22 protein-coding genes are annotated in these 26874 nt (G+C 48.2%); 12 read left to right on the top strand and 10 right to left on the bottom strand.

Translation table 11 applies throughout. The features are described from left to right. Positions 1 to 90 precede the first annotated feature (90 nt). Complete coding sequence (locus ABDZ76_RS10925; RefSeq protein WP_343805326.1) at positions 91 to 2295, top strand: hypothetical protein; 2205 nt, start codon at positions 91 to 93, stop codon at positions 2293 to 2295. Between the two features lie 162 nt (positions 2296 to 2457). Here ABDZ76_RS10925 and ABDZ76_RS10920 read toward each other — a convergent pair whose 3' ends face one another. After that, on the bottom strand, positions 2458 to 3636 hold the full coding sequence (locus ABDZ76_RS10920) for an ABC transporter substrate-binding protein (protein WP_343805324.1): 1179 nt from the start codon (positions 3634 to 3636) through the stop codon (positions 2458 to 2460). Positions 3637 to 4130: 494 nt separating this feature from the next. Here ABDZ76_RS10920 and ABDZ76_RS10915 point away from each other — a divergent pair, with 494 nt between their 5' ends. The 4 genes from ABDZ76_RS10915 (at position 4131) to ABDZ76_RS10900 (ending at position 7776) form a co-directional block, all read left to right on the top strand. Next, on the top strand, positions 4131 to 5264 hold the full coding sequence (locus tag ABDZ76_RS10915) for an FAD-dependent oxidoreductase (RefSeq protein WP_343805322.1): 1134 nt from the start codon (positions 4131 to 4133) through the stop codon (positions 5262 to 5264). A gap of 27 nt (positions 5265 to 5291) precedes the next feature. After that, positions 5292 to 6083 (top strand): alpha/beta hydrolase, encoded by a 792-nt coding sequence (locus tag ABDZ76_RS10910; protein ID WP_343805320.1) that lies wholly within the window; start codon positions 5292 to 5294, stop codon positions 6081 to 6083. 188 nt (positions 6084 to 6271) lie between these two features. Further along, the gene (locus ABDZ76_RS10905; protein ID WP_343805318.1) at positions 6272 to 7171 is read left to right on the top strand and encodes a bestrophin family protein; all 900 of its coding nucleotides are present in this window, start codon (positions 6272 to 6274) and stop codon (positions 7169 to 7171) included. Between the two features lie 161 nt (positions 7172 to 7332). Then, positions 7333 to 7776 (top strand): PACE efflux transporter, encoded by a 444-nt coding sequence (locus ABDZ76_RS10900; RefSeq protein ID WP_343805316.1) that lies wholly within the window; start codon positions 7333 to 7335, stop codon positions 7774 to 7776. A gap of 26 nt (positions 7777 to 7802) precedes the next feature. Here ABDZ76_RS10900 and ABDZ76_RS10895 read toward each other — a convergent pair whose 3' ends face one another. From ABDZ76_RS10895 to ABDZ76_RS10870, 6 genes are all read right to left on the bottom strand, one after another. Then, positions 7803 to 8606 carry an alpha/beta hydrolase gene (locus tag ABDZ76_RS10895; protein ID WP_343805314.1) on the bottom strand — a complete coding sequence of 268 codons (804 nt, stop codon included), beginning with the start codon at positions 8604 to 8606 and terminating at the stop codon, positions 7803 to 7805. A 37-nt stretch (positions 8607 to 8643) separates the two neighbouring features. Next, positions 8644 to 9474: a tryptophan 2,3-dioxygenase gene (gene kynA / locus ABDZ76_RS10890; RefSeq protein WP_343805312.1), complete on the bottom strand. Its 831-nt coding sequence runs from the start codon at positions 9472 to 9474 to the stop codon at positions 8644 to 8646. A 186-nt stretch (positions 9475 to 9660) separates the two neighbouring features. Beyond that, entirely contained in the window at positions 9661 to 12036 is a 2376-nt protein-coding gene (locus ABDZ76_RS10885; RefSeq protein ID WP_343805310.1) for a penicillin acylase family protein, read from the bottom strand. Between the two features lie 212 nt (positions 12037 to 12248). Beyond that, positions 12249 to 13040 carry an AttM family quorum-quenching N-acyl homoserine lactonase gene (gene attM, locus ABDZ76_RS10880; protein WP_343805307.1) on the bottom strand — a complete coding sequence of 264 codons (792 nt, stop codon included), beginning with the start codon at positions 13038 to 13040 and terminating at the stop codon, positions 12249 to 12251. Positions 13041 to 13085: 45 nt separating this feature from the next. Continuing rightward, the gene (locus ABDZ76_RS10875) at positions 13086 to 14246 is read right to left on the bottom strand and encodes an iron-containing alcohol dehydrogenase (RefSeq protein ID WP_343805305.1); all 1161 of its coding nucleotides are present in this window, start codon (positions 14244 to 14246) and stop codon (positions 13086 to 13088) included. Between the two features lie 26 nt (positions 14247 to 14272). Beyond that, positions 14273 to 15724: an NAD-dependent succinate-semialdehyde dehydrogenase gene (locus ABDZ76_RS10870; RefSeq protein ID WP_343805303.1), complete on the bottom strand. Its 1452-nt coding sequence runs from the start codon at positions 15722 to 15724 to the stop codon at positions 14273 to 14275. A gap of 78 nt (positions 15725 to 15802) precedes the next feature. Between ABDZ76_RS10870 and ABDZ76_RS10865 the strand changes: the two genes are divergently transcribed. From ABDZ76_RS10865 to ABDZ76_RS10840, 6 genes are all read left to right on the top strand, one after another. Then, on the top strand, positions 15803 to 16609 hold the full coding sequence (locus ABDZ76_RS10865; protein WP_343805301.1) for an IclR family transcriptional regulator: 807 nt from the start codon (positions 15803 to 15805) through the stop codon (positions 16607 to 16609). Between the two features lie 228 nt (positions 16610 to 16837). Next, positions 16838 to 17281, top strand: coding sequence for a MarR family winged helix-turn-helix transcriptional regulator (locus ABDZ76_RS10860; protein ID WP_343805299.1), 444 nt, complete (start codon positions 16838 to 16840; stop codon positions 17279 to 17281). Then, positions 17268 to 18998 (top strand): MFS transporter, encoded by a 1731-nt coding sequence (locus ABDZ76_RS10855; protein WP_343805298.1) that lies wholly within the window; start codon positions 17268 to 17270, stop codon positions 18996 to 18998. Before ABDZ76_RS10860 ends, ABDZ76_RS10855 begins: the two co-directional genes overlap by 14 nt. Positions 18999 to 19029: 31 nt before the next feature. After that, entirely contained in the window at positions 19030 to 20070 is a 1041-nt protein-coding gene (locus ABDZ76_RS10850; protein WP_343805296.1) for an HlyD family secretion protein, read from the top strand. A 14-nt stretch (positions 20071 to 20084) separates the two neighbouring features. Next, the gene (locus tag ABDZ76_RS10845; RefSeq protein ID WP_343805294.1) at positions 20085 to 20477 is read left to right on the top strand and encodes an NUDIX hydrolase; all 393 of its coding nucleotides are present in this window, start codon (positions 20085 to 20087) and stop codon (positions 20475 to 20477) included. Between the two features lie 407 nt (positions 20478 to 20884). Continuing rightward, positions 20885 to 22498, top strand: coding sequence for an ABC-F family ATP-binding cassette domain-containing protein (locus ABDZ76_RS10840; protein ID WP_343805292.1), 1614 nt, complete (start codon positions 20885 to 20887; stop codon positions 22496 to 22498). Positions 22499 to 22548: 50 nt separating this feature from the next. On the opposite strand, the gene ABDZ76_RS10835 is transcribed toward ABDZ76_RS10840, so the two are convergent. The 3 genes from ABDZ76_RS10835 to ABDZ76_RS10825 all read right to left on the bottom strand — a co-directional run bounded on the left by ABDZ76_RS10835 (position 22549) and on the right by ABDZ76_RS10825 (position 25360). Further along, the gene (locus tag ABDZ76_RS10835; protein WP_343805290.1) at positions 22549 to 24006 is read right to left on the bottom strand and encodes a multicopper oxidase family protein; all 1458 of its coding nucleotides are present in this window, start codon (positions 24004 to 24006) and stop codon (positions 22549 to 22551) included. A 75-nt stretch (positions 24007 to 24081) separates the two neighbouring features. Further along, the gene (locus tag ABDZ76_RS10830; RefSeq protein ID WP_343805288.1) at positions 24082 to 24438 is read right to left on the bottom strand and encodes a hypothetical protein; all 357 of its coding nucleotides are present in this window, start codon (positions 24436 to 24438) and stop codon (positions 24082 to 24084) included. Between the two features lie 61 nt (positions 24439 to 24499). Further along, positions 24500 to 25360, bottom strand: coding sequence for a DMT family transporter (locus tag ABDZ76_RS10825; RefSeq protein ID WP_343805286.1), 861 nt, complete (start codon positions 25358 to 25360; stop codon positions 24500 to 24502). Positions 25361 to 25481: 121 nt separating this feature from the next. Here ABDZ76_RS10825 and ABDZ76_RS10820 point away from each other — a divergent pair, with 121 nt between their 5' ends. Then, positions 25482 to 26870, top strand: coding sequence for an aminotransferase-like domain-containing protein (locus ABDZ76_RS10820; protein ID WP_343805284.1), 1389 nt, complete (start codon positions 25482 to 25484; stop codon positions 26868 to 26870). Positions 26871 to 26874: the final 4 nt, after the last annotated feature.

Raw genomic sequence — 26874 nt, 5'->3', positions numbered from 1 at the left:
AATCTGACATTATTTTTTACTTGCGGCGATGGCTTTCACTCCTTAAGCGGTTAAGCAATTTATTAGCAAAACAGAATTTAGAGGTTATAAATGGCAGATCAGGCTCAATCCACTGGCAGAAAAGGACGCAAAGCGCTTCTCTGGACAACGGTTGCAATCATTGTTGTGGCTGGTGGCGGCCTTACCGGCTATAAATATAGCTTGCAAAATGCGATCACCAGTCAGATCGAAAAACGCGGCGGCAAGGCTGAGAGTGTCTCGGCTGATTTCTTCGGCAATATTCACCTGAAAAACGTGTCATTGCCGATGAAGAACGGCAAGATTGTCAATATTGCCAGCTTTGACGGTCGCCCTGAATTTCTGTTTTTAACCGGCAAGGTCGATGCCACCGGCATCAGCACTGAATTCAACAATTTCAAAATCAACATCCCGCATTTGCAGATTGAAGATGCCAATCTTAACCGTCAAATGCTCGCCGATGTTTTTGGCGGCGGCAGCGATCTGACACCTGCGCAGCGCGTTGAGCGTTTTGCAGCTAAAAAAGTTCATCTTTCTGAAATTCAGGTCGAGCAGTCTATTCTCGATACGACACAAAAAACCGTTTATAAAAACCTCACGCTCAACGACATGAAGAGCGGTTCAATTGCATCTATCAAGCTTGATAATGCACAAGTGGACATGACTGTGGCAGTCCCGCAGGATGACGGCTCAATCAACAAAGAGCCTATGACTGTTCTTATCGGCCAAACTGAAGGCAAGGATATTGATGCCGCCTTCATGACACGGTTCTACACCGAAAAAGCCAACGGTGATGATAACGACATCAAGCAAATCCAAGGTGCTTATTCGACCAAAGACATCACCTTCAAACTGCCGGAAGCAACCGCTACGATTGAAGAAATCAAAAGTGCCGGTTTCTCCATGCGCCTGCCGGAAATTCCATTTCTGGATATGATTCAGGAAATGGCGGCCGTTGAAAAAATCGATGATTTGAGTGACGACGAACGCCGCGATCTTTTCCGTAAGCTGATTACAATTTACGAAATCTTTGGTAAAGGTGACGCCGAATTTCTGGGCATCAAAATTATGCCTAAGGATGAAACAAAGCCTTCCGGCACCATTGCCAGTGTGGCGATGACTTTCAATAAACAAGCATTTGATATGTCGATGAAAGGCATGAACATCGGCACCGAAACCGACTATTTCAAGCTGGATGAATTCTCCTGGAATGGCTTTGATTATACTTCATCGCTTGAAGCCGCAAAGAAACTGCTTGAAGTCCCTTCAGATGAAATGGACAATTTTCCATTTACAACTTTAATGCCGACGATGGGTACATTCCGTATTACCGGTATTGATGCTGACCTGCCGAACACAGAACTAGATGATGCCGATACTGTTGATGACGCGGAAATGGACGGTATCGAAGGCACACCTGACACGCTGACAACACCGGATGAAGATCAGGATGATGCAGCTGAAATCACTGCACCTGAAACAGAAGAAACAACTGAGGCAGAAGCTGGCGATACGACTGCGGAAGATTCAGACGATGATAGTGACGATGTCATCGAAGACGCCGAGGAAGCAGAAGAAGACGCAACTCCGGCGATGCCGACACGCGTAAAGTTCAAGGCGAAAAACATGAGTCTCGCCTTACTTAATCCGGTCAATGGTATTCCGACCGACGTTCAGATCAGCTATGATGATTTGGATATTCCTGTCCCTCAGGAAGCTGACAGCGTATCGCTTAAACTACACGAACTGGGGCTGGATCGTCTTGTTATTTCATCCAATACTCACATTCTCTGGGATGAACCAAGTGAATCGCTGATCTTCAAAGACATCTCCTATAAAGGCGATAAGCTTGGCTCTATCGCGCTTTCAGGTGTGATGGGTGGCATGTCACGCGATTTCTTCTCCGGCGATAAAGCGCTGATGCAAATTGCAGCCTTTGGTTTGACAGCCAAAGAAATTAATCTGCGCATTGAAGATAAGGGCATGGTTGACAGTGCCATTAAAATTGCCGCGCAGGAAAATGGCTCGACGCAAGAAGAAACACGCCAGCTCGCAGCTCTGACAATTGCAATGTTGGCTGCTGAATTTGCAGAAAGTAGCCCGCAAATTCAGGACGCTGTTAAAATGCTGAATAAGTTCATTGCCAATCCGAATATTTTCACGCTTTCCATCAAGGCAAAGAGTGAAAGAGGCATTGGTGCATTTGAAATGCTGGCCATTACACAAAACCCAATGAGCTTGCTGGATAAGGTGAACATCAGCGCAACAGCTGAGTAAAACCCTACAATAAAACAAAAATACCAGCCTTCGGGCTGGTATTTTTATGATCATTTATTGCGCGAGTTACTCGCACTATATAATAAGCTCCATAGTTCTAAACATATTGAGAGCGCCGGATTGCTCAAAAGTCCCGCAAGCGCGACTTTTAAAAGCACTCATTTAATCATCAATCTGACAAGATGCAGCATATATATCGCTATGCGCTGTCAATATCTTCTTGTCCGTTTTTAAATATGCTTTGCCATTTGCATCTTTTGTAGCTCTCAAAGCGTACCAATCCTGAACAGGGTGCTGGTTTTTGCCCAGTTTAAACTCACCGCGCACCGATGGTATTTCGGCACCAAGCAGCGACTTACGAAACTCCTCAGGAACAATCTTATCACCTGTTGTACCTGACAGGCCTGCACCCATCATCAAGGCTGCATCATAACCTTGAGCAGCATAATATGTAACCGGACGATCTTTATATTTCGCCTTCCATGCAGCTACAAATTTCTTGTTTTCCGGATTATCGAAATCCTCGTTCCAATGGCTTGTCACCTGCACACCATTAGCTGCATCACCAACCGCTTGTACAATAACCTGATCAAGTGAAGCTGGATGAACCACCATAGGGATTTCTTTTAACAAGCCCGATTGTTGATATTGCTGCATAAACGCAATTCCCAACCCGCCCGGTTGAAACTCATAAACAACAGATGGTTTGGCCGCGCGAATTTGTGCAATTTCAGCAGAAAAATCCGTTTGCGCCATTTGCGTATAAATTTCACCGATAATCTCGCCTTTATAAAACCGCTTAAAGGCATCCATTGTTTCATGGCCTGCCTGATAATTAGGCGCGAGTAAAAAAGCGGTCGGATAATTCATCGATTGAGCAAGGGCACCGGCGCTCTCACCTTGTCCGTCATCTTGCCATGAACTTACAAAATAGTTTGGATGGCACTCTTTCCCTGCAAAATTTGCTGAAGCCGTATTCGGGCTCACATAGATCCCGTCTTCATCAAGTATATCCACTAATGCAGCACTGGCCACATTCGCAAAAACCATCCCTGTAAAAAGCTTGATCCCCTGTTCACTTAGCATTTTTTCTGCAATTTGCTTTGCATTGCCAGGCTTCAAACTATCATCCTCAACCTTGAGAACTACTTGTTTACCGCCAAGCGCACCACCATTTTCATCAATGGCAAGCTGGAAACCATCGCGGATATCCTGCCCTAAATAACCGGCAGGGCCTGACAAGGTCGTTATCATCCCGATACTGACAGGCTCTTGCGCATAAGCTGAAATAGCCATCGTTAACGCCAGTGCCGTGCCACTACAATATAAAAACTTGCGCATATTCTTCCCCTTTTTTGTTGATTTTATCGTGTCTTTCTCAGCTCAATCACATTTGAACCGGAGACTTTGACCAACATTTAAGGCCGAAAGGCAAAGAGCCGTAAATTGAAGACTTGGCTCTCTGTTATGACAATAAAGAATACCTGATCGAGAGAGCACCCCTTTCCACGCTTTTGCATATCGCTCACCATTTTGTGATGCTCGCGTCAGGTGCTGCAAATTATTTAAAGAACATACATTCCATTCCGCTGAAATATGGAAATCAAAGAAGATTATTGCCTTGCCAAAAGCGCCGATAAGAACGCTTTCATGCAAGAAATACCGTGGTGAGCAGAGATATGCCTTATCGCTATCGCGCACTATTTCACTTTGACGCTCGCTGGATTTTAATCAGTTATTCAGTTTACTCATATCTACAGCCCAAGAATTCACTTTTCTTTATGTGCGATTATTGAAACCGTTGTAAAAAAATCAAGGTCCTGGGGAGGAATAAGATGACCAAACGTCATGCCGAGATAGCGGGCGCAGGCATTGCCGGTTTAACTTTGGCAGCAGCACTTGCACAACGCGGATGGAGCATCAGAGTGCATGAACGCTCATCCAATTTACGCACATTCGGCGCCGGTATTTATATCTGGAGCAATGGCTTACGTGTTTTAAAGGCAGTTGGCGCCTATGAAGAAGCCATCGTCGGCGCTCATGAGGGGCCGGAATTCTATACCCGTGATCACCTCAATGAAACAATGGAAGAAATTCCGGTTGGCAACAAACCGGGCGGCGCCAAGCTGGTGACAATTGTACGCGAAACACTTCTAACTGCACTTGTGAATGCAGCGCGCCGCGCAGGCGTTGAAATCGTCACCAATTCGGAGGCCATAGGAGCCACACCGGAAGGCGAACTGCTTTTGGCTGACGGCAGTAGAGTTAAAGCTGATTTGGTTGTTGGTGCCGATGGTATTAACTCGAAAGTGCGGGATTCTCTTGATCTGCTGATGTACCGGAAGCCTCTTGGATACGGTGCTGTGCGGATGATGATCAACCGTGCTGACTCCGATGTTATCGCGGAAGATTTACCACGTTATCTGGAATATTTTTCAGGCTCCCGCCGCATACTTTATACACCAGCCAGTGAAAAAGATCTCTACATCGCGCTTTGTGCGTCTGTAGAAGACAAGGCTGCTTATCAGACACCGATTGATGCAGCACTTTGGAAGGAAAGTTTCCCACATCTAGGCGCTTTAATTGATCGCTTTGGTGATGCCGGTCGCTGGGATGCGTTTGAAGTTTTGAAACTGAAAGCATGGAGCAAAGGGCGGGTTGCTATCTTAGGTGATGGCGCTCATGCCATGCCGCCTTATTTGGGACAAGGCGGCGGATGCGCATTGATGAATGCTTTGGGTCTGGCAGTAGCACTGGATGAACACAGCGACATTCCAACCGCATTGGCGGCCTGGGAAGCGCGTGAACGCCCGATGACTGAGCACACCCAAGATACAGCCGAGCGATTGGGTGACATGAATTACTGGCCGGATACTGTGCGTTCGGATGTCTTAAAAATCACAGCTCAATGCGCACAAATCGGCGCCGAGCGGATGAAAACAGCGCGCCATGTTCCGACCGGCACCTGAATTTATAAAAAGTGAGGAGGAACAATTATGAATTCGATTAAAATCGGCAATAATCAGTTTTCATGGGATGAAACTGGAAGCGGACCGGCAATTGTACTGCTTTCCGGCTGGTGTCAGGATCATCGCTTATTCAAAACTTTAGTGCCGGAACTTGCAAAAGCTCACCGTGTCATTCGCTTTGACTGGCGCGGACATGGCGACCATCGCGAGCATGATGGTGATTTCGACATTAATCAACAAGCAGATGATCTGGCTGCCTTCGTCAATGAGCTGAAACTTGATCAATTTCTGCCGGTTTCAACATCGCATGGTGGCTGGGCGAATATTGAAATTACTGACCGTCTGGGCACGAGCCGCGTACCACAATCAGTGGTGATTGACTGGATCATGAACCAACCAAATGTAGCTTTTTTTGAGCTGATTGATGGCATTCAGGATCGCCAGGTCTGGGAAGATGGTCGCTCAGGCTTTTTTGATTATTGGATCGGCGACACTGAAAACGCTGACATTGTTAATCACGTCAACAATGAAATGGCTGATTATTCATATGACATGTGGGCGCGTTCCGGCCGCGAGATTGGCAAAGCCTATCGCAAATGGGGCAGCCCAATGCAACGCATGGCGGCAATGGCGCAAACACGCCCCATTACCCATATTTATTCTCAGCCTTTTGAGCCGGAATATACACAAGCGCAACTGGATTTTGCCGCCGAAAATCCATGGTTCAACCCAACTAAACTGGCAGGCACCACACATTTTCCGACCCTTGAGCAACCAGCCAATGTTGCACAGGTCATCAAAAATGTGCTTGCCAAATAACGCATAAAAACACCAATAAAGCCGCAGTCATTTGATTAAGTGACTGCGGCTTTTTTAAATTTCACTTAAAGCGTGAGACAAACGAACATGCTTTCGCTCACTCTTTTTAACAGTTTTATATTGAGCCTCTTAAAGAGAAGGCATAAGGTTCCGCCACTTTCATAACCCTTATGCCGTGGAATGCCCTCATGATCATTCGCTCAAAGCCATCCTTCAAAGACATACTCTTTTCAATTAATGGCTCTATCATTCCACGCATTATCTACCATCTCATAGCAGTTGCGATCTTAAGCATCGTCGCTGTGCTTGCAGCCAAAGAATATCCGGGCATTTTTGAACAAATCAGCGCCATTCCGTTTACGCTGATCGGTATTGCGCTTTCTGTTTTTATGAGCTTTCGCAACAATGCCTGTTATGACCGTTGGTGGGAGGGGCGCAAATTATGGGGCGAACTGATCATCGCCTGCCGCTCACTTGCGCGCCAGACCTCAAAGCTTGAGCAACAGGATAAAGAGTTTATTTATCGCAGACTCTGTGCCTTCACGGCAGGCCTTTCTGCGCATACCCGTAAAACACCTGTCGATATTGCGATCAAACCATGGCTCGATAACATCCAAATGGATCCTGAAAGCCCTAACCTAACCAATGATATTTTGGATCAAATCGGCGCCCATCTCTTAGAACTCACCGAAACCGGCAAAATCAGTGCCATTCATTATTCTGTTTTAGAAACACAGCTAACCAGACTTTCACAAGTTCATGCCGGTTGTGACCGCATCATGCAAACGCCCGTGCCATTTGCTTATTCACTTTTATTGCACCGCACAGCACTTATTTTTTGCGTCACGCTGCCTTTTGCTTTGGCAGGTTCGCTGGCATGGTGGACATTACTGCCGGTGCTGCTGGTTGCTTACACATTTTTCGGGCTTGAAGCACTCGGCCATCAGTTGGAAGACCCGTTTGGCAACGACCCTAATGCTTTGCCGCTTGATACAATGCGCAGAACCGTTGAGCGCGAACTGCTTTTCGCGCTTGGCGAAAAACCACTGCCGCCGCGCATAGAACCTGTTGGCTATGTGTTGAAATAACCAGTTCCACAACCCTATTTTAGCCAAGTCTTGACTAATCAGCCATGCTTGATTATTTCTGCTTCAGCAGATGGAAAACCGCGATCTGCTTTTTCTTTTCATTATTATGAGTGCCGGGGCGTGCCGGCTCGCAGGTTAGGTATCTAGCTCAGGAGCCGACTATGTTCGTCCTATCGCCGGTCAAACGGCGCATTCTTTATGTTGCTATTTTTGAAATTATTGCCATTGCCGCATCTACTGCATTACTCATGTTGTTGAGCGGAAGTGATGTGCAAGGTTCACTGCCAATTGCCACTGCAATTTCGCTGATCGCCGTTGCATGGAATTACACTTACAATTTTCTCTTTGAGAAGATGGAAGCCATGCGACAGAGCGAAGGCCGCACACTCATAACTCGTATTGGCCATGCACTTGGTTTCGAATTCGGCCTGTTTGTTATTATCATTCCGATTTACATGGCTTGGTATTCGGTTGGTTTTTGGAAGGCTTTCGAGATGGAAGCCGTGCTATTGCTGTTCTTCCTGATCTATACCTTTGTGTTCACCTATATATTCGACATGATTTTTTCATTGCCGAATTATAAAACACAGGCTGAAAAACTTTAAGAAACTTAAGAGCTTTGGCCAGACTATTAATAAGCCAGCAATTCAGCCACCAGTGCTGAGGCTGGCTTTTTTAAGCTTTCCAAGATGGAATAATGATTGTGCTCCGGTTCCTCAACCAGTTTGACCGGCGCCATACCATCCCAAATCATCGCCAGCAGACGTGATTGGCGTAAAAATTCCGGCCGCTCATTAGCCCCCACCCAGCAGGTCACCGGAATAGAAGGTAAAGGCCGCAGCAATACCGGACTTTGGCGCTCTGCTTCCAGATCATCCAGCTGTAATTTTTCATTCAATCTGGTCTTTTGCAACAAACGCAGATCATGCACGCCACTGATAGATAAAACATTCTGAATACGATCTAAAATGGCTTTATCTAGCAAACTATCCTGACAGATCATCCGTGTTACAAGATGTCCGCCGGCTGAGTGTCCGACCAGCTTAATTGGCCCAGTAACCAATGATGCTACCTTTGTAATGGCAGCGGCAATCTCACTGACAATGTCCGAAATTTTAGCATCCGGAGCAAGTGTGTAACCCGGCACGGCAACAGTCCAGCCATTTAAACGGACGCCTTCGGCCAAATCTGTCCAATCGGATTTGGAGCATTCTGTCCAAAAACCGCCATGCACAAAAACAACAAGACCTTTGCTTGTCCCTTCAGGAAAAACCAAATCCAAAAGGGTGCGCGGCGCATCAGCGTAAGCAATATCAAGCTGAACGGGCGTTGAAGCGCGATAATCTGCTGCGTTTTTCGCCCAAAGTTGAGGCAGAATTTCAGAACCCGGAATATAGGCCGAATTTGCAAATTCTTCATTCCAATCGCGCTGCATGGTCTTGTCCGTTCTAAAAAACTAATTTCCAGCGCTTTTAAAGCTCGGTTCTGACGCGCCAAAGTTCAGGGAATAATTCCACCTCTAGCATGCGGCGCAAATAAGTGATGCCTGCCGTGCCGCCAGTTCCGCGTTTGAAACCAATAACACGTTCAACCGTCGTGACATGGTTGAAACGCCATCGGCGGAAATAATCTTCAAAATCCACCAGTTTTTCAGCCACTTCATAGGCTTCCCAATATTTCGACGGATCACGATAGACTTCGGCCCACACTTTCAAAACGTCTTCATCAAACTGCCAGGCTTGTCTTAAATCGCGCTGCAAAACCGCTTCCGGCACTTTCAAGCCGATACGGGAAAGGCGGCGCAAAACCTCATCATAAAGCGAAGGCCGTGCTAATTCAGCTTCCAGCAACTCAAGCAGATCAGGACGGTGTTCATGTGGCTTCAACATCGCCAGATTACGGTTGCCAACGGCATATTCAATCAGGCGATATTGCCATGACTGAAAGCCGGAACTCTGCCCCAGATCGTCACGAAACTGCGTATATTCCGATGGTGTCATTGTGCGCAGCACATCCCAAGCAGAATTAAGCTGCTCAAAAATACGCGCCACGCGGCTCAACATTTTCAAAGCTTCACTGGTACGATCCTGCGCGATCATCTGGCGTGCACCATTAACCTCATAAAGCGCCAGTTTCATCCAGAGTTCGGAAGTTTGATGCTGGATGATAAACAACATCTCATCATGAGCGACAGAGAGCGGATGCTGAGCAGATAGGATCTGGTCGATCTGCAAATAATCGCCATAGGACATGCGCTGGCGAAAATCCATCTGCGCACCATCTTTAGAAGGGTCATAAGTCATTGTTCGCTCACTACTTTTATTAGATGTCGCTTATAAAAAGCTGAAACTATCTGCACCATATACTTAATCTTGCAGATAACAAAAGCCGAATATTTTATTGGCTCTATGCCGCCTGAAAACACCGATCTTGCCAGCATAAAAAATACGGCCCTGAAGACAGGGCCGTATTATAATTTTGTGCAGATTTTACTCGACCGTCAGCTTGATCCTTTCCACACCCGACTTTTCAACATCTGCGCGGGTGAAAGCTTGCGGACGACATTCAAAATCATCATAGAGCTTCACCTGATCATCATAATGTTTGGATTTTTGCCCTGCCGGATCGATAAAACCGCTTTGTCCCGGAGGGGTCACCATGCATACACTCACACCGCCATCTTTAAAGGTGATGAGATCGCTTTGTGTACCGCGGTTCATATTGGTACCAACTTCAATTTTGTTATTTTCAGTTGTTTGCAAAATGCCACGGTAATTTTTGGTCTGAAACACATGCTGATCAAGCGGCATCAACCATGCTTCAGGCTGATCACTGCCATATTCCTTTGACAAAGCTGCAAGCGTTTTGGTCAATGCTGTCAACATGACCTCATTTTTGTCTGCGCCTTCAAAGAAATCAAACTCTTGTTTGATGCCGGCTTCATCGCCCAGCAAGGCATTGCGAAGAACCTGCGTTGCACGGGAAATGCGATTAACAGCCGTTGTCGGATCAATGCCGGCTTTCTTCGCCGTCAGAACATCCTGCACCATGACCTTAACCCAGCCTTGGAAAATAGCCACTGCCGGAGAATTAGCACGGCCTTTTTCATCTCTGATCATCTGGGAATCCCAGTTTTTCAGGATGTTGATTGCTGGCAAGCGCGCATCATCGGCTGGCAGTTTTTCGCCAGCTTTGAGCAGGAAAGGCAAAAGCGCACGGGCATTGATATCAAGGAATGCAATCTTTTCATTAATATCCCAGACATCTTCCGGTGTAAGCTTGTCTTTTTGCGTGATCAGCGCCATGATTTCATCAACGCGATCAGCTGCACCCCATGGTGTTGCTTCAAAATTAGCAACCGAACCAGCCGCAGAGCGGTTGTTCCAATTCGCAATCCAGCCTTGAGCCGGATTATAGGTTTTTGGCACATCGGCAAACGGGCGGATACCCATCCAGTCCATTGTTCCGTCGCCTAAAGCCGGTACGCGCTCATCATGGTTTTTCTGTCGTACTGGCAGATAACCCGGCGAAACATAACCGATATTGCCGTTTTTATCGCTATAATACCAATTGATGGTTGTCGCGACATCCTGCGCCTGCTTCAACCACTCATCATGATTTTGTGCTTTGGTAGAATTTGTCCAAGCCATCAGGGTTTGGATTTCCTTACCCTTCCAGCTGCGATTAAAGGCATAAGCCGTATTGTTTTTCAGATCAATCTGACTGACAACGCCGTAATCGCTTTCATAGACATCGGTTTGAACGTCAGCCTGACCTTTAACCTTGAAGCTTTCAGAGCGCACATGCATATCCTGCCATGCGCCGTTCTTCCAATATTGCTTCGGATTTTCAGGGTTAAGTTTCAGCTGGTAATAGTCATTGACGTCTAAAGGACCAGCTGTAGCCCCCCAAGCGATTTCGCCATTGGTACCAAACAAAATATTAGGCACCGCAAATGGTGTTGAGCCGGTCAGATCAAAACCACCGCCATGCAAGCCGATTGAGTAGACATAAGACGGATTGAAATTACCAAATTGCGGGCCATTCATCAAAATGGTTGAGCCATCAGTGGTTTTATTCGGCCCCAAAATCCAAAGATTGGATGCACGCGGGCGGGCTTCATCACCACCCGGCACAGTCTTATCAAGCAAAGCACTAAAACGCGTGCCATCCAGCAAATTGTTTAAGTCTGCTTTTTTCTGTGGCTCTTGCTCTTTCGGCATTGTTGTTGGTGCTAGCGGGTCTTCAAGCCAGTACATCTGGTCAAAAAGGATTTTAGCTTTTTCCTTACCGTGTTCTTTTTCAAGCTTTGCCAAAACTTTCGCATTATCGAGTTCCAATGAGTAATGCGAGAAACGTCCGGCCATGGTCACGACATAGATCATCGCGACATCAAAATCGCTCCAAACAGTCGGCTCGATGCCCAGATCAGAAAACTCTTTTGGCAAAAGATGTTCGCGATCTGCTAAAACCTCAGCTACGCGCTTGTTATAACCAGCAGCATAACCGCGCAAAATATCGCGCTGCTCGCTCGGCAAAGCTTCGATTTGCGCTTTGATGTCAGCATGATCAAAATCAGCACGGGTGCCAATATCATAGCCCAGTTTTTCAGAACCTAAAACTTCAGAAACCGTGCCTAATGAAGTGTGTTTTGACATTTCCATCTGGAAAAGTCTGTCGGTTGCGACCGAATAACCAAAGCCGGCATAAACGCCATAGGCTGTATCAGCATAAACATGAGGCACGCCCCAGTTGTCACGGATAATTTCCACTTCCGTGGCAGCAAATGACGGAGCATTTGTCAGCGTCACTGCTGTTGTCGACAACAATAGAACGACAAGCGCCGAAGCGCGTTTCTGGAACATTAAATCCTCCTGCAATGTTCACACTATGCGCTAATCCTCCTTAGCGTTCTTAAATTTGTAATCATAACCGATCGGTCGGTCAATCAATTTTACAACTTTAGTTCAATTCATCTATCCTGTTGTTAATATTACCAAATATAAGAATTTCCTAAAATAAATAACAAAAAAGGAGAGGTTTTCACCTCTCCTTTTATACTGATCAGACGTTCAAATTACGCGTAGAAATCAGGTGCTTTTTTGAATGAGCCCCACGCATCCGGATCATGACCGGTCACAACCATTGCACCGGTTTTTTCTGCAACTGTGCGCAATTTTTGCACCGAGCGAACGGAATCCACTGTTGAGGATAAGAAGCCCGGCAGCGAGCGCTCTTCCCAATGATCCGTCGTATAAGCCGCATCAACCGCCAGAATAATCGGCTTGCTGTTTGGCAGACGCACGAGGAAAGACTGGTGCCCCGGCGCATGACCCGGTGTGAAAATGGTGGTCAATGTGCCATCACCATAGACATCATAAAAGTCATCATGAACGCCGTTGAGGAATTCCCATTTCAAACCTTCACGGTCGAAGTCTTTGCGAATATAGCCGCCCTTGGCATACCAATCCGGCGTGAAAGCATATTCATATTCCGCACGCTGCACGATATGGGTGGCATTCGGGAAACGACCAACGGCACCGGTATGATCAAGATGCAGATGGGATTGCAGGCAATATTTCACATCGGCCGGATCAATGCCCAGCGCTTTAACCTGATCGACACAACCCATTTTCGGATCAAGCACCGGCCAGTAAACATCGCAAATACCGCCCCAATGACCGCGCGGATCGGTTGCCACTTCCACAGCATTGCCACCATCAATGATAGTATGACCATCGGGATGGGTAATCAGATAGAAAGGCACCGGAATTTCATAATCCGCGCCATTGCCTTCGTTCATTTTAATATTATGCACTTTGCATTTCAGCGTGCCGGACTGAAGCATATAAAGTCTGATATCCGTCATGATATGTCCTCCGTAACAAGACGTTCAGTTAACTTTAAAATCCGCTCAAAAAGCTTCCCTATAGAGAGCCAAGGCATCCTCTTCATTAACCTCAACAGGATTATTGATGAGCAAACGCGTTTGTTTCATTGCATCGCTTGCCAGCATGGCAAGGCTGTTATCGGTGACGCCAACATCACGCAGGCGGCGCGGCGCACCGCTTTCATCCATCAGCTTTTGCATATGTTCGACAAAGGCTTGCGAGCGTGCAACCGCATCGCCTTCACCCTTGACGCCCAGCACATCGGCAAGTTCCGCATAAAGCGGTGCCGCAGCTTTTGCGTTGTAGCGCAAAACAGGCCCCAGCATCAGCGCATTGGAAAGACCGTGCGGCACGTGATAATGCCCGCCAAGCGGATAGGCCAAGGCATGAACGGCTGCGACAGGTGAATTGGAAAAAGCCTGCCCTGCAAGTGTTGCGCCCAGCAGCATGGCTTCGCGTGCGGCGCGGTTGCTCGGCTCTTTACAAGCCGTAATCAGATTGGCACCAAGCAAACGCAGGGCTTCCCGTGCCAAAGCATCTGACATCGGGTTTTTCTTGTGTTTGCCGGTATAGGCTTCAATCGCATGCACCATAGCATCAATGCCGGTTGCGGCCGTGTGCAATTGCGGCAAACCAACAGTCAGTTCAGCATCCAGCAACACATAATCAGCATAAAGCTGTGGTGAAACAACACCCATTTTGGTGGTTTCGCCGGTGGTGATAATAGAAATATTCGTCACTTCCGAACCGGTTCCGGCTGTTGTCGGCACCAAAATCAAAGGCAGACGGTCACCTTCCACTTTGCCAATACCGTACATATCCGCCAATGGCTGATCGGATGCCAAAAGCACGGCCACAAGCTTGGCGATATCCAGCGATGAGCCGCCACCCAGACCGATTACAATATCGGCATTGGCCTCTTTCGCCTGGTTCACACATTCATAAAGAACATGCTCCGGCGGATCTGCCACAACCTTGTCAAAAATCACTAGATTAAAACCGGATGCTTCAAGGTTTTTGGCAATCGGCGCAATCAAACCGGCTTTCACCAAACCTGCATCTGTCACCAGCACGGCATTACGCTTGGTAAAGCGGGCAGCGACAACCTCGCCCAAGCGCTTGGCAGCGCCCCAGTTTACTTCCATCGCCGGAACTGTGCGGAACTCAAATGGATTAATTGTCATTTTATTCCTCCGTCATTGCCGGCCGCTCAAGCGACTGCCGAACAAAAATATTTAATTTCGAGATATTCATCGATGCCGTAATGCGAGCCTTCACGACCAAGGCCGGATTGTTTCACCCCGCCAAACGGCGCCACCTCATTGGAGATCAAACCGGTATTATGGCCAACCATGCCGTATTCGAGCGCTTCCATGACGCGCCACATCCGGCTGACATTTTCGGTATAGAAATAAGCCGCAAGGCCAAACTCGGTATCATTGGCCATCGCGATCACTTCCTCTTCGCTTTCAAAACGGAAAAGAGGTGCCACGGGTCCAAAAGTTTCTTCACGCGCAACTGCCATGGCCTGTGTAGCGCCAGTCAACACAGTCGGCTCAAAGAAGGTGCCGCCAAGCGCATGACGCTTACCGCCCGCCAGCACTTGAGCCCCTTTAGCAACGGCATTTTCAATGTGGCTTTCCACCTTGGCAATGGCATCATCATCAATCAGCGGGCCGATCAGAACGCCAGTTTTAGTGCCCTCACCTACAGGCAAAGCCGCTACTTTTTCAGCCAGCTTTTTGGCGAATGCGTCGTAAATACCCGCCTGCACATAAAGGCGGTTGGAACAAACACAGGTTTGTCCGGCATTGCGATATTTCGAGGCAATAGCCCCTTCAACGGCTGCATCAATATCCGCATCATCAAAAACGATAAACGGTGCATTGCCACCAAGCTCAAGCGACAGTTTTTTAATCGTAGGAGCTGATTGCGCCATCAAAATGCGCCCAACTTCAGTGGAACCGGTAAAGGAAAGTTTTCTCACCGCGTCGCTGGCTGTCAACACACCGCCGATTTCCCGTGCATCACCGGTGATAAACTGTATAACCCCGGCCGGAATACCAGCCTGCTCGGCCAACACACCCAGCGCCAAAGCGGTTAGCGGGGTCTGCTCGGCTGGTTTAACAATCATGGTGCAACCCGCAGCTAAGGCAGGCGCGGCTTTACGCGTAATCATCGCCGCAGGAAAATTCCACGGTGTAATAGCTGCACAAACACCAATAGACTGTTTTAAAACAATAATGCGTTTATCGGTCGTTGGTGCAGGAATTGTATCGCCATAAATGCGCTTGGCTTCCTCAGCAAACCACTCAACAAAAGAAGCTGCATAAATCACTTCGCCTTTTGCTTCCGGCAGTGGCTTGCCTTGTTCTGCTGTCATGATTGCAGCCAGATCATCGGCATTGGCAACCATCAAATCAAACCAGCGGCGCAAAATTGCAGTTCTGTCTTTTGCAGCCATTGCGCGCCATGAAGCAAACGCTTTTTCAGCGGCGACAATTGCAGTTTCAACGTCCTTCGCCTGCATGGACGGCACTTTGCCCACAAGCTTGCCGTTGGCAGGATTTGTAACATCAATCGGTTTTTTCGTGCCTGCTAACCACTGACCATCAATAAAACAACGGTCGCGCAGCAGATCCGGATTTTTTAGGTTGACCATTCTCTCCTCCGGCTGTAAAAGTTCAATTAGTTGAACCTGAATCAATTACCTGAACTAAACTGGCAGGAGTAAAAGAACGTGTCAAGCGCCGGATCTGCACCCACAATGGCAACCACCGCACCAAAGCAGACAGATTCCGTGCCCGCTCTGAGGCGTGCAGTTGCCATTCTCGACATGGTTTCCGGTGCTGGCGGCACCTTGAATGCAGCCGACATCACCCGTCAGGCAAGCCTGCCAAAAAGCACCGTCCACGGGCTTTTAAGCGTTATGACCGAGCTTAATCTGCTGGTTAAAAATGATGATGGCCGTTTTACCACCGGCGCCCATCCGATGCGCTGGGCAAACAGTTTTTTAGGTCAGATGGATATTGTCTCGATCTTTCGAAATTATTTTGCCGCAGATCTCGAACTCGCCCCCTATACCGTCACTTTAACCATCCGCGATCATGATGAGGTGGTTTATATCGGTTGCCGGAATTCTGATCAGCCGCTCGGACACTCTTTCCGTATCGGCATGCGCTTGCCCGCCCCCTATACTGCAACCGGAAAAATGCTTTTATCCGAACTGCCGGATGATGTTTTAAGCGACATGTTCAGTCATGGCCTGCCGCCAGCATTAAGCGCCAAAAGCGTCAAAACAATCAGCCTGTTGCAACAAGAACTGGCCGATACTCGCAAGCGCGGTTATTCCATTGATGATGGTCAAATCCGTGAGGGTATGATTTGCATTGGTGCTGCGATCCGTGACCATACCGGACAGGCCAATGCCGGTATCGCCATCAGCCTGATGAAGAGCGAAGCGACAGCAGAAACGGTAGAAAAACTAGGGTGCACTATGCAAAAAGCAGCGGCTGAACTTTCACAACAAATGGGCTATAGCCGCTAAAAGTCCTTTTTCCTGCCTGCTATCAGACCTGATCAAAATACCTAGATCACGCTGAACCAGCTGATATTCAAAGTCTATTTTATTTATCTGAACACAAAAGCGTGAAAGAGGTTTCCACTTTTTCACGTTTTTTTCTGTTGTTCCCACATTGAAACTCGCAAAACCGCATGTTATTTATTTCTCATAATTACTTAGCACACTAATATATAGCCCCCAATGGATATTCCCGTGATCAGTTCCGAGTTTCTCGAAGAGCTCACCAAAGTGAGCCGCAAAATTCGCACCATTTTTAATAAGAAAGTCACCGAACACGGGCTGACCTATCCGCGCGCGCGCACTTTGCTGCGCTTGATCAGAAAACCCTATATGAAGCAAAGCGAGCTGGCTTTTGAGCTGGAGCTGGAACAGGCAACCATGGTGCGGCTGCTTGACCGTTTGGAAGAAAACGGGGTGATTGAGCGCCATCCTGATCCGAATGATCGCCGTGCCAAATTACTGGTTTTAACGCCGCATGGTGTTGAGCAGGCTGAACTTGTCCGTTCCATCGGCGAAACCATGCGCAAGCAAATGTTTCAAAACATCAAAGCTGAAGAGCTGATGGCATGTATTGAGGTTTTCGACCGCATCTCAGCAAATATTGATGATATGGAAAAAAACGATGCCTCCGCTTGAAGCAACAGCCAAAGCAGAGGAAGCGCTTACAAAACAGAGTGAACAGCCCATTGCTGAACAATCTGATGTGACGGATATGGCTGCGCCTTCGGAGCCAGCTCCGTCACCAGAACCTGCGCCCGCTTCACCGCCGCCATTTGTGCCAAAGCCAACGCATATCACGCTGTTTTATATGCTTGCCGGTGTTTTGCTTGCACTGACACAAGGCTTCGGCATGAGCTTCATCACCATCAACCTGCAACAAATTGCCGGACCGATGGGGCTTACTCAAACCGAAGCCACATGGCTGCAAGCGGCTTATCTTTTTCCCAATGCCAGCCTCACATTGATGTTGTTCAAAATTCGCGCCCAATATGGTTTGCGTAATTTTGCCGAAGTGGCAATTGTCGTCTATGCTCTTGTTTGTCTTGCGCATTTCTGGGTTGAATCTTATGAGAGTGCGCTTGCTTTGCGCTTTGTGGCAGGGCTTGCCGCAGCGCCGATGACCTCACTTGGTTTTCTCTATACCCTGGAATGTCTGCCGCCTGCAAAAAAGATGACCATCGGCCTTTGCACAGCGCTCACCGCTTTGGTCGTTCCGATGCCGCTCACAGGGCTCATCTCGCCTTATCTTCTCGATATCGGCCAGCAATATTCTATCTATCTGGTCGAGCTTGGCTTCGCCATGATCTGTCTCGGCCTTGTCTATATGTTGCCTCTGGCTTCACCGCCGCGCGCCAAGGTCATCAGCTTTCTTGATATTGTCAGCTATATTTTTCTGGCCATCTCCATGGGTTGCTTTGCTGTCGCCTTCACTGTCGGCCGTCTTTATTGGTGGACGGAAGTGGACTGGATTGCTTGGTTGATCATTATAGGCATCGCGTCAGGCGCTATTTTTGCCATGATCGAGCTGAACCGCACCAATCATCTGGTTGACATTCGCTGGCTTGCCTCGAAGGAAATTATCCATTTCACCGGCACATTGATGGTTTCACGCCTGATTTTGTCTGAGCAGACGAGTGGCGCAATCAATTTCTTACGCATTAATGGCATGCAAAATGAACAGCTGACCGGCGTTTATCTCTCGATCATTGCCGGCGCTGTTGCAGCCGCCCTTGTTTGCATCAAATTCATGCGGCCGGGGCGTGAATCCACCATCCATGCCATTGCTTTCATGCTGATGGCACTTGGCAGCTATATGGACAGCCTTTCAACATCTCTGACCCGTCCGGAGCAGATGTATCTGAGCCAGTTTATTGTCAGTTTTGCTGGTGGCATTTTCCTGCCCCCTGCTTTGATGATCGGCATGGCTGCCGCTATGAAACGCGGCCCAAGCTATATTCTGTCCTTCATCGTCGTGTTTCTGGCGGCACAAAAAGTCGGCAGTTATTTCGGCAGTGCGCTTTACGGCACATTCGTGCAATGGCGCGAACAGTTTCATTCTTTCCGGCTGGTTTCGCAGCTGTCATCAACCGACCCATTGGTCGCAACCCGCCTGAAACAATTAAGCGGCAGCTATGGCAAACTGCTTACCGACCCAAGCCAGCAATCATTGCAAGGTGCGTCGCTGCTTGCAAAACAAGTGCAGCAACAAGCCTATACGCTGGCTTATAATGACTCATTTCTGTTTACCGCCTATCTGTCGCTTGGCGCATTGGCTTGTCTTTGCATCCATGTTGCATGGCGTAACAGGCATAAATTTTTCCCGCAAAATATAGCTGAAACCGCCCCAGCCTGAATATAAAGCCAAACCCAAAGAAGCTTATTCCATGTCAAAGATATTTCGTTTTATTGCTACTTATATTGCCTTAGCCATCGGTTTGGCCGGTATTTTCATTGTGCTTTATGCATGGAATTTACCGCCTTTTCATGGCGGTTCAGAAACCACCAATGATGCCTATGTCCGTGGCCAGATCACACTATTAAGCCCGCAACTGGCAGGTTATCTGGTGGATGTACCGGTGCAGGATTACCAAAAAATCCATAAAGGTGATTTGATCGCCAAAATTGACGACCGGATCTATATTCAAAAAGCCGAACAGGCGAAAGCTGCACTGAAAGCATCAGAAGCCTCGTTTGCCATGTCCGAGCAAAGCCGCAAATCCGCTGAAGCCAAAATTGTCTCGGCAAAAGCAGCGTTAGAGAGTGCAAAAGCAGCGCTTGCTTCGGCACAAACTGCCCATAACCGCACACAATCTTTGCTTGACCGCCACATCGCCACCCAAAGCGATGCAGAAAAAAATCTCGCTACTTTTGATCAGGCACAAGCAGCCGTACATCAGGCTGAAGCAGGTATTTTGATTGCCGAACAAGAGCTTAACTCAACCATTGTGAGCCGCCGTTCATTGGAAGCCAATGTGGAGAGTGCAAAAGCAGCCGTGGAACTTGCCGAGATCGATCTTGCCAATACGCGAATTATTGCGCCTGCGGATGGTAAACTTGGTGAAGTTACAGGACGTGTCGGCCAATATGTTTCTATCGGCACTCAAATCGGCTCAGTTGTGACCGAGCATTTATGGGTTATTGCCAATTTCAAAGAAACGCAGCTGAGCAAAATGCAAACCGGCCAGCGCGTTACTTTCACTGTCGATGCACTCGAAAACCAAGAATTTTCCGGCACGATTAAACGCTTTGCACCAGCAACGGGCTCTGAGTTCTCAGTCATTCGTGCAGACAATGCGACCGGTAACTTCACCAAAGTGGCGCAGCGCATTCCGGTGCGTATCATGATCGACGACGATCAGCCATTGAGCGACAAATTAATGCCTGGCATGTCGGTTATTGCCAATGTAAGTTCCGCGCACGGATAAAACGAGACGAACAGATGACAGAAATTAAAATCGCAGCCGCAGCATTAATGCGTGCTGATGGAGCAACGCTTTTAGTGCGCAAGCGCGGCACCACCGCTTTTATGCAACCGGGTGGTAAAATAGACGCTGGCGAAACTCCGCTAACTGCCCTTTGCCGTGAGTTGAAAGAAGAATTAGGGCTTGAGATCAAGCCGGAAGAGCCTGTTTATCTTGGTTGTTTTTCAGCTCCCGCTGCCAATGAAACCGGTGCAACGGTTACGGCTGAAATCTTTCAGATTAACACGGATAGCGCCATTCAAGTGCAGGCCGAAATCGAAGATGCGCGCTGGGTTTTGGCCGACAGCGCCTTAGAACTTGAACTCGCACCTCTAACCCGTGATCATATTTTACCTTTGATTTGGAAATAAAAAACACTATATTAGACGAAGCATCGTTTAAAGATGCGTTCAAGCGAAACAAAGTCGGATAGATTAATGCTGTAAAAACCGTAGATATCATGAGTTAAAATCAACCGCCTATGCGGCTTGTTAATTCGTGATTTTCTTCATGTCTGCGGTTTAATTCTCTGATTTCACGCTTTCTCCATCATCTGCTTTCACCTAAAGCGTATAATCCGCGCCCAAACCGTCAGACCCTCGTCATGATTACGCTATGAGGATTTTGAAAAATGGAAATTATCGAACACTAGACGTGTTTCTTTCAGAGAGCTCTCCTGAAACATCACAAAATTCAGCACCGGTTGCACTCTTTCTGCCATGCGGAAGGCTTTTGCTTGGGCTGATTTCATTTTCAAAATTATCTCTTAGGATACCAGATGACACATCATTATCTGACGCTTGAAGGCGTTTCTTATGTGTTGCCTGATGGCACAACACTTTTTCATGATCTCAACGAGCAGTTTGACAACCGGCCGACAGGTCTGGTCGGGCGCAATGGTGCCGGAAAAACTGTGCTCGCCCGAATTTTAAGCGGCGCGTTACAGCCAACAACCGGCCATTGTCAGCGATCTGGTACGGTACATTATCTGGCGCAGCAAATCGCTCAGCCAGATAATGCAACACTTGCCGGACTGGCGGGTATGCAAGCCACTCTGGATGCGCTCAAACGTATCGAAGCTGGCAGCACAGAAATTGCTGATTTTGATGCCGTGGGTGATCGCTGGGACATTGAGCAGCAATTGCAAACCGAACTGGAGCGCAACGGCCTTGGCCATCTTGATGCAATGACGCCAGCCAGCCGTTTAAGCGGTGGCGAAGCCATGCGTGTGACATTGATCGGTGCTTTATTGTCGAACACTGATTTTCTCATCCTTGATGAACCCACCAACCACCTTGACCGGCCAAATCGCATCGCATTGATTGAGCAGTTAAAACGCTGGCCACGCGGATTTTTGGTTATCAGTCACGACCGGCAATTGCTGGATGCGATGGAACGCATAGTTGAACTTTCATCACTGGGCTTGCGCAGCTATGGCGGCAATTATTCTTTCTATGAAGAAAGCAAACAACAGGAACGCGATAGCGCACTCAAACAACTGGATCATTTAAAAGCCGAACGTCGTCGTGAAGAACAAAATTTACGTGACCAACGTGAAAAACTGGAAAAACGGCAGGCGAGCGGCAACCGCACAGCCAAACAAGCCAATCAGGCAAAAATTTTGCTTGGCCGTCAAAAAAATCGCAGTGAGGGATCAGCTGGAAAACTGCAACAGCAACAAAGTGCGGCACGTGAATTGCTGTCACAACGCGTTTTCGAAGCAGAGCAACAATTAGAAGAAAATACCGAAATTGCTTTGCATCAATTGCCTGTCAGCAATGTTTCGCACAAACGCATTGCCGAGTTGGACAATGTCGAACTTCCTTTTGTCAGTGGTGCAACACGTTTTGTCAGTATGATCTTAAACGGCCAGCAACGTTTAGGTCTGACAGGGCCAAATGGCTGCGGTAAATCCACTTTGCTTAAAATATTAAGCGGCCAGCTACAGCCTTTGAGCGGAACATGCAAAATATTGACTGAAGGTGTCTATCTCGATCAGCAACTATCCAATCTCGATCCGGAGCGAACGGTGCTTGAGCAGATACGTTTGGCAAACCCTGTCATGCCGGAAGGTGATCTGCGTATGCGTTTGGCGCAATTAGGGCTGGATGTAACGAAGATCACCGTTGCCAGCGGAACACTCAGTGGTGGAGAACGCTTGAAAGCTGCTCTCGCTTGCGTGCTTTATGCGGATCCTCCCGCACAATTTCTGATGCTGGATGAGCCAAGCAACCATCTTGATTTACCATCGCTCAATGCCTTGGAAGCAATGCTGAGAAGCTATCAAGGCGCTCTTGTTGTGGTATCTCATGATGACAGGTTCATGGATAATATCGGTTTGACAGACCGACTAGTTGCAACCGATCAAGGTTGGCAATTCGAGCAGATTTAAAACAAAAGCTTCAAGGCCGGAGAGAGTTCCGGCCTTGAAATAATCACACCTTAAGCATCCACAATAAACTCGGTCATCATGCCGGTTTCCAGATGTGGCATGTGATGGCAGTGCAGCATCCAGCTAGCTGCCTCTCCTGCATCCAGCGCAACTGTAACCATCGACATTGGCGGCACATAAACCGTGTCGCGTCTGGCACCATTAAGACGACGCGCATTGATGCCAACCACTTGGAATGTATGCCCATGCAGGTGCATCGGATGCCCCATCATCGACATATTGTGGAACATCAACTCAACCCGTTCGCCATGTTTTGCATGAAGCGGCTTATGCTTGCCCCAAACAGCATTATCAATTGTCCAGACATAAGGATCCATCGAGCCGCCGAGCATAACCATATGCGTTGTCTGCGCTTGTCTTTGCCCGACACCATTAATGGCTGATAATTGCATCTCCTGTGAAAGATCAATATCAAAGGCAGGTGCCTCCTCAGAAGCATCCGGTGCAATTTTTGCAATCTCTGCTCCGGCATTGGCCAGAATAATACCGGTTTGCTCACGCGCCCCTTCACGTAGTGCCAAAATCGGCCATGCACTAGTTTCAGAAGGTAAATCCAATTCAATATCAAGGCGTTGCCCCATGGAAAGGCCAAAGCGTTTACCGGCCACAGGCTGAATGTCATGCCCATCAGTGGCGACAAGGCGCCCCGTTACCGAACCGGTATCAATCCAAAATGTCGTGGCTGAAGACGCATTGATAACGCGCAGACGCACGCGCCCGCCTTTTTCAACCTGCACAATTTCAGGGTCATGCAATGTACGATCATTGGCCAGATAGGCATCCCAATTATAATCATTGAGATCCATCTCCATATTCATGTCCATCATGTGCCCCATATTGCCCATACCGGCACTGCCATGGTTCATACCTTGCATAGGTGCCATAGAACCATGACCACCGCCCCCGCCATGGCCAGCATGAATTTCCGCCATCACTTCCTGCGGCGTTTTGAAGGACAGATCATGGAGGAACATCACAACCTCCTGTCGGTCTGCTGTAACATCTTCTTTGCGGCGAACAATCAGCGGAGCAGCTAAAAGCTGCATTTCCTGCATCGGCACATGGCTGTGCATCCAGTGCGTGCCAGGTTGTGGGGCAAAATCATAGCTACGCATTTCCCCCGGTTTAAGCATCGGCATTGGCATGTCCGGCACACCATCCTGCTCATTGGGCGGGATTTGACCATGCCAGTGAATAAGCGTTTCCACATCAAGATGATTGGTCAGATCGACACGGAAATGTTGCTCAGGCTCAAGAATAAGCCCTTGGCCAGATGGCCCTTGCAGCCCATAAACGGTTGCAGCACGTCCATTAATATCAAGTGTACGGCTGCTGGCAGAAAGTTTCAAAACATTATTGTTTTGCGCAAAAGCACTTAAAGGCAATTGTGTGGCTGCAAGCATAGCAGCGCCACCGGCTAGAAAGCCGCGTCGGGATAGGTTTTTCATAAAATTCACCCTCGGAGCCTCACGCTCCGTTATCATAATCTCATTGATCGATAACCGGTAAATACCGGTCGTTTTTCAAAGGAAAAATGATATGGGCGGGCGCTCGTGCAACGGTGGCTGACTGGCATCAAGTGCCGCTTCTAAACGCGGCGAATATTGTTTTTCTGCGTGAAAAACAGGTAATTCCGCATACAAATTGACCAAAAAGCCACCTGTCCCGAAACAAATCAGGTCGCAAATAGAGCTATCATTCATGCAAATATTGTCTGCACCACAATAAGCCATTGATGAAGACATATGTTCCATTTTTGCCATTTGGGCAGAGTGGTCGCTCTCACTCATCGTCACCATTCGGCTTTCATGCGCCTGTGTCATCACCGACATGGCACTCAATGAAAATACCGAAAAGAGGATCAGTAAAAAACGAAACATGGTGAAGAAATAAGCCTTCACCATGTTTTTGTCTATCTTCGAAACATTAAATTATTGTCATTCAGGCAAAGCGTTTTGCACCCGCCACGCATAAAACCACAATGACAGTAGAGGCTACCATCGTCCATGCAATCGGCTCATGGAGAAAAATACCTGCCAGAAGAAAGCCGAAAAATGGTTGTAAAAGCTGCAATTGTCCGACACCGGCAATGCCACCAAGTGCCAGGCCGCGATACCAGAAAATGAACCCGACCATCATCGAGAAAACGGAAATATAGAACAGACCGAACCAACCCGCGGGTGTCACATTGCGGACCGTTTCAGGCAAAGTAAACAGGCCAATGATCAGCATTACCGGCAGCGAAATTAACAATGCCCATGAAATAACCTGCCAGCCGCCAAGTTTACGTGACAAAGTTGCGCCTTCTGCATAGCCAAGGCCGCAAATAACAACAGCAGCAATCATCAAGAGATCGCCGGTGAGATTGCCGCCACCGCTGCCATAAAGCGCAAAACCTGCAACTGTTGCAGCACCGATGATAGAAAATACCCAGAAGGCTGGCTCAGGGCGTTCGCCGCCACGCAAAACCCCAAAAATCGCGGTTGTGAGCGGCAGCATGCCAACAAAAACAATCGAATGTGCAGCCGTAATATGTTGCAAGGCCAACGCAGTGAGTAGCGGAAAGCCTAAAACGGTGCCGATTGCCACCAGAATGAGCGGAAATATATCGCTGCGATCAGGCATTTTTTGTTTGAAAAGCTTTAAAAAGAATGCCCCCAGCAATGCTGCAATAACCGCGCGTGCAGATGTTAAAAACATCGGTTCAAAATCCAAAACGGCAACACGGGTCGCCGGTAATGAACCACTAAAAATAATGACACCAAGGAGCCCGCTGCCCCAGCCTGCACTCAACTTACTCATAGAGCCTCACTTTCATGAGGCCGTGATTTACGCTGATCTGTGTGGTGTTAACAGAAACAGTATGATACAGTTTTAACAATCTGTATGGCTCAATATACCCATACAATTTGGAGGCTAATTTATGGCAACGAAAGAGCTGACACGCACCGAAGAACTGATGAATGTTATTCGCGTGAAAATTGCCAATCGCGTGCTCAATCCATCCGATCGGCTGCCGTCGGTACGACGCTTCGCAGCCACTATGAAAGTGTCACCTTCCACCGTGGTTGAAGCCTATGACCGCTTGGAGGCAGAGGGCATTATTCGTGCGCGCCGTGGTTCAGGCTTTTACGTAACCGGCGCTGATTTGCCGCCGATGGCAATTGCTGAAATGGGGCCAATCCGCGCGCGCGATGTGGATCCTTTCTGGGTTTCCAAACAATCTTTGGAAACAGATGATACGGTTTTAAAACCCGGTTGCGGCTGGTTGCCACCAGACTGGATGCCGCATGAAGCATTGCGCAAAGCCTTGCGCAGCATCAGCCGTTCAGATGACAGTTTGCTGACCGATTACGGCAATGCACAAAGCACCTTGGCGCTACGCCGTTTGCTGCTTGGACGCTTTGCAGAAGAAGGCTTGAATATCAGCACTGACCAGATTTTACTCACCACTTCCGGCACGCAGGCGATTGATCTTATCTGCCGTTTACTATTACGCCCCGGCGATACTGTACTGGTCGATGACCCTTGCTATTTCAATTTTCAAGCTTTGCTGCGCGCGCATCAGGTAAAAATTATCGGCGTCCCGATCACCACGACAGGGCCAGATGTGGAAGCCTTTGAGCGCACTCTCAAAGAGTACACCCCCCGTCTTTATATCACTAATTCTGCTCTACATAATCCAACGGGCGCCAGTCTTTCACCACAAACAGCTTATAGAATTTTAAGTGCCGCCTCGGCACAAGGCATGACAATTGTTGAAGATGATATTTTCACTGATTTTGAGCCCAATCTCTCGCCGCGGCTGGCTATTCTCGATGGTTTGACCCGTGTCATTCGCATCGGTAGTTTTTCAAAAACACTCTCGGCTTCTGTGCGCTGCGGCTATATTGCCGCCAGCCCTGAATGGATTGAGGGCTTAAGCGATTTGCAAATTGCCACCAGTTTCGGGGGGCCTAGCCCTATTACCAGCGCGATGATTGTGCAGGTACTGGCAGGCGGCACATATCGCAAACATTTGGATGAAGTGCGCCATCGCTTAACCCTTGCCAGACTGGATGTGGCAAAGCGCCTGACAGCTCTTGGTATCAAGCCGTGGCTGATGCCACGCGGCGGATTTTATCTCTGGTGTGAGCTGCCCGAAGGCGTGGATTCCGCCATTCTTGCCCGCCGCTGTATGGAAGAAAAAATTATGCTGGCACCGGGAAATGCGTTCAGCACATCCCAATCTGCCGCAGCTTTTTTACGCTTCAATGTTGCGCAGACCCAAGACCCGCGCATTTTCAACACGTTAAAACGGCTGATGAAATAAGCGC

The organism is Paenochrobactrum glaciei, assembly GCF_039522165.1.
Lineage (GTDB): Bacteria > Pseudomonadota > Alphaproteobacteria > Rhizobiales > Rhizobiaceae > Paenochrobactrum > Paenochrobactrum glaciei.
This window is presented reverse-complemented; position numbering and strand designations above follow the sequence as displayed.

Excerpts from the sequence above, each read along its gene's own strand:
- ABDZ76_RS10925 (WP_343805326.1), top strand. The coding sequence starts at position 91 with ATGGCAGATCAGGCTCAATCCACTGGCAGAAAAGGACGCAAAGCGCTT.
- ABDZ76_RS10920 (WP_343805324.1), bottom strand. The coding sequence starts at position 3,636 with ATGCGCAAGTTTTTATATTGTAGTGGCACGGCACTGGCGTTAACGATG.
- ABDZ76_RS10915 (WP_343805322.1), top strand. The coding sequence starts at position 4,131 with ATGACCAAACGTCATGCCGAGATAGCGGGCGCAGGCATTGCCGGTTTA.
- ABDZ76_RS10910 (WP_343805320.1), top strand. The coding sequence starts at position 5,292 with ATGAATTCGATTAAAATCGGCAATAATCAGTTTTCATGGGATGAAACT.
- ABDZ76_RS10905 (WP_343805318.1), top strand. The coding sequence starts at position 6,272 with ATGATCATTCGCTCAAAGCCATCCTTCAAAGACATACTCTTTTCAATT.
- ABDZ76_RS10900 (WP_343805316.1), top strand. The coding sequence starts at position 7,333 with ATGTTCGTCCTATCGCCGGTCAAACGGCGCATTCTTTATGTTGCTATT.
- ABDZ76_RS10895 (WP_343805314.1), bottom strand. The coding sequence starts at position 8,606 with ATGCAGCGCGATTGGAATGAAGAATTTGCAAATTCGGCCTATATTCCG.
- kynA (WP_343805312.1), bottom strand. The coding sequence starts at position 9,474 with ATGACTTATGACCCTTCTAAAGATGGTGCGCAGATGGATTTTCGCCAG.
- ABDZ76_RS10885 (WP_343805310.1), bottom strand. The coding sequence starts at position 12,036 with ATGTTCCAGAAACGCGCTTCGGCGCTTGTCGTTCTATTGTTGTCGACA.
- attM (WP_343805307.1), bottom strand. The coding sequence starts at position 13,040 with ATGACGGATATCAGACTTTATATGCTTCAGTCCGGCACGCTGAAATGC.
- ABDZ76_RS10875 (WP_343805305.1), bottom strand. The coding sequence starts at position 14,246 with ATGACAATTAATCCATTTGAGTTCCGCACAGTTCCGGCGATGGAAGTA.
- ABDZ76_RS10870 (WP_343805303.1), bottom strand. The coding sequence starts at position 15,724 with ATGGTCAACCTAAAAAATCCGGATCTGCTGCGCGACCGTTGTTTTATT.
- ABDZ76_RS10855 (WP_343805298.1), top strand. The coding sequence starts at position 17,268 with ATGCCTCCGCTTGAAGCAACAGCCAAAGCAGAGGAAGCGCTTACAAAA.
- ABDZ76_RS10850 (WP_343805296.1), top strand. The coding sequence starts at position 19,030 with ATGTCAAAGATATTTCGTTTTATTGCTACTTATATTGCCTTAGCCATC.
- ABDZ76_RS10845 (WP_343805294.1), top strand. The coding sequence starts at position 20,085 with ATGACAGAAATTAAAATCGCAGCCGCAGCATTAATGCGTGCTGATGGA.
- ABDZ76_RS10840 (WP_343805292.1), top strand. The coding sequence starts at position 20,885 with ATGACACATCATTATCTGACGCTTGAAGGCGTTTCTTATGTGTTGCCT.
- ABDZ76_RS10835 (WP_343805290.1), bottom strand. The coding sequence starts at position 24,006 with ATGAAAAACCTATCCCGACGCGGCTTTCTAGCCGGTGGCGCTGCTATG.
- ABDZ76_RS10830 (WP_343805288.1), bottom strand. The coding sequence starts at position 24,438 with ATGTTTCGTTTTTTACTGATCCTCTTTTCGGTATTTTCATTGAGTGCC.
- ABDZ76_RS10825 (WP_343805286.1), bottom strand. The coding sequence starts at position 25,360 with ATGAGTAAGTTGAGTGCAGGCTGGGGCAGCGGGCTCCTTGGTGTCATT.
- ABDZ76_RS10820 (WP_343805284.1), top strand. The coding sequence starts at position 25,482 with ATGGCAACGAAAGAGCTGACACGCACCGAAGAACTGATGAATGTTATT.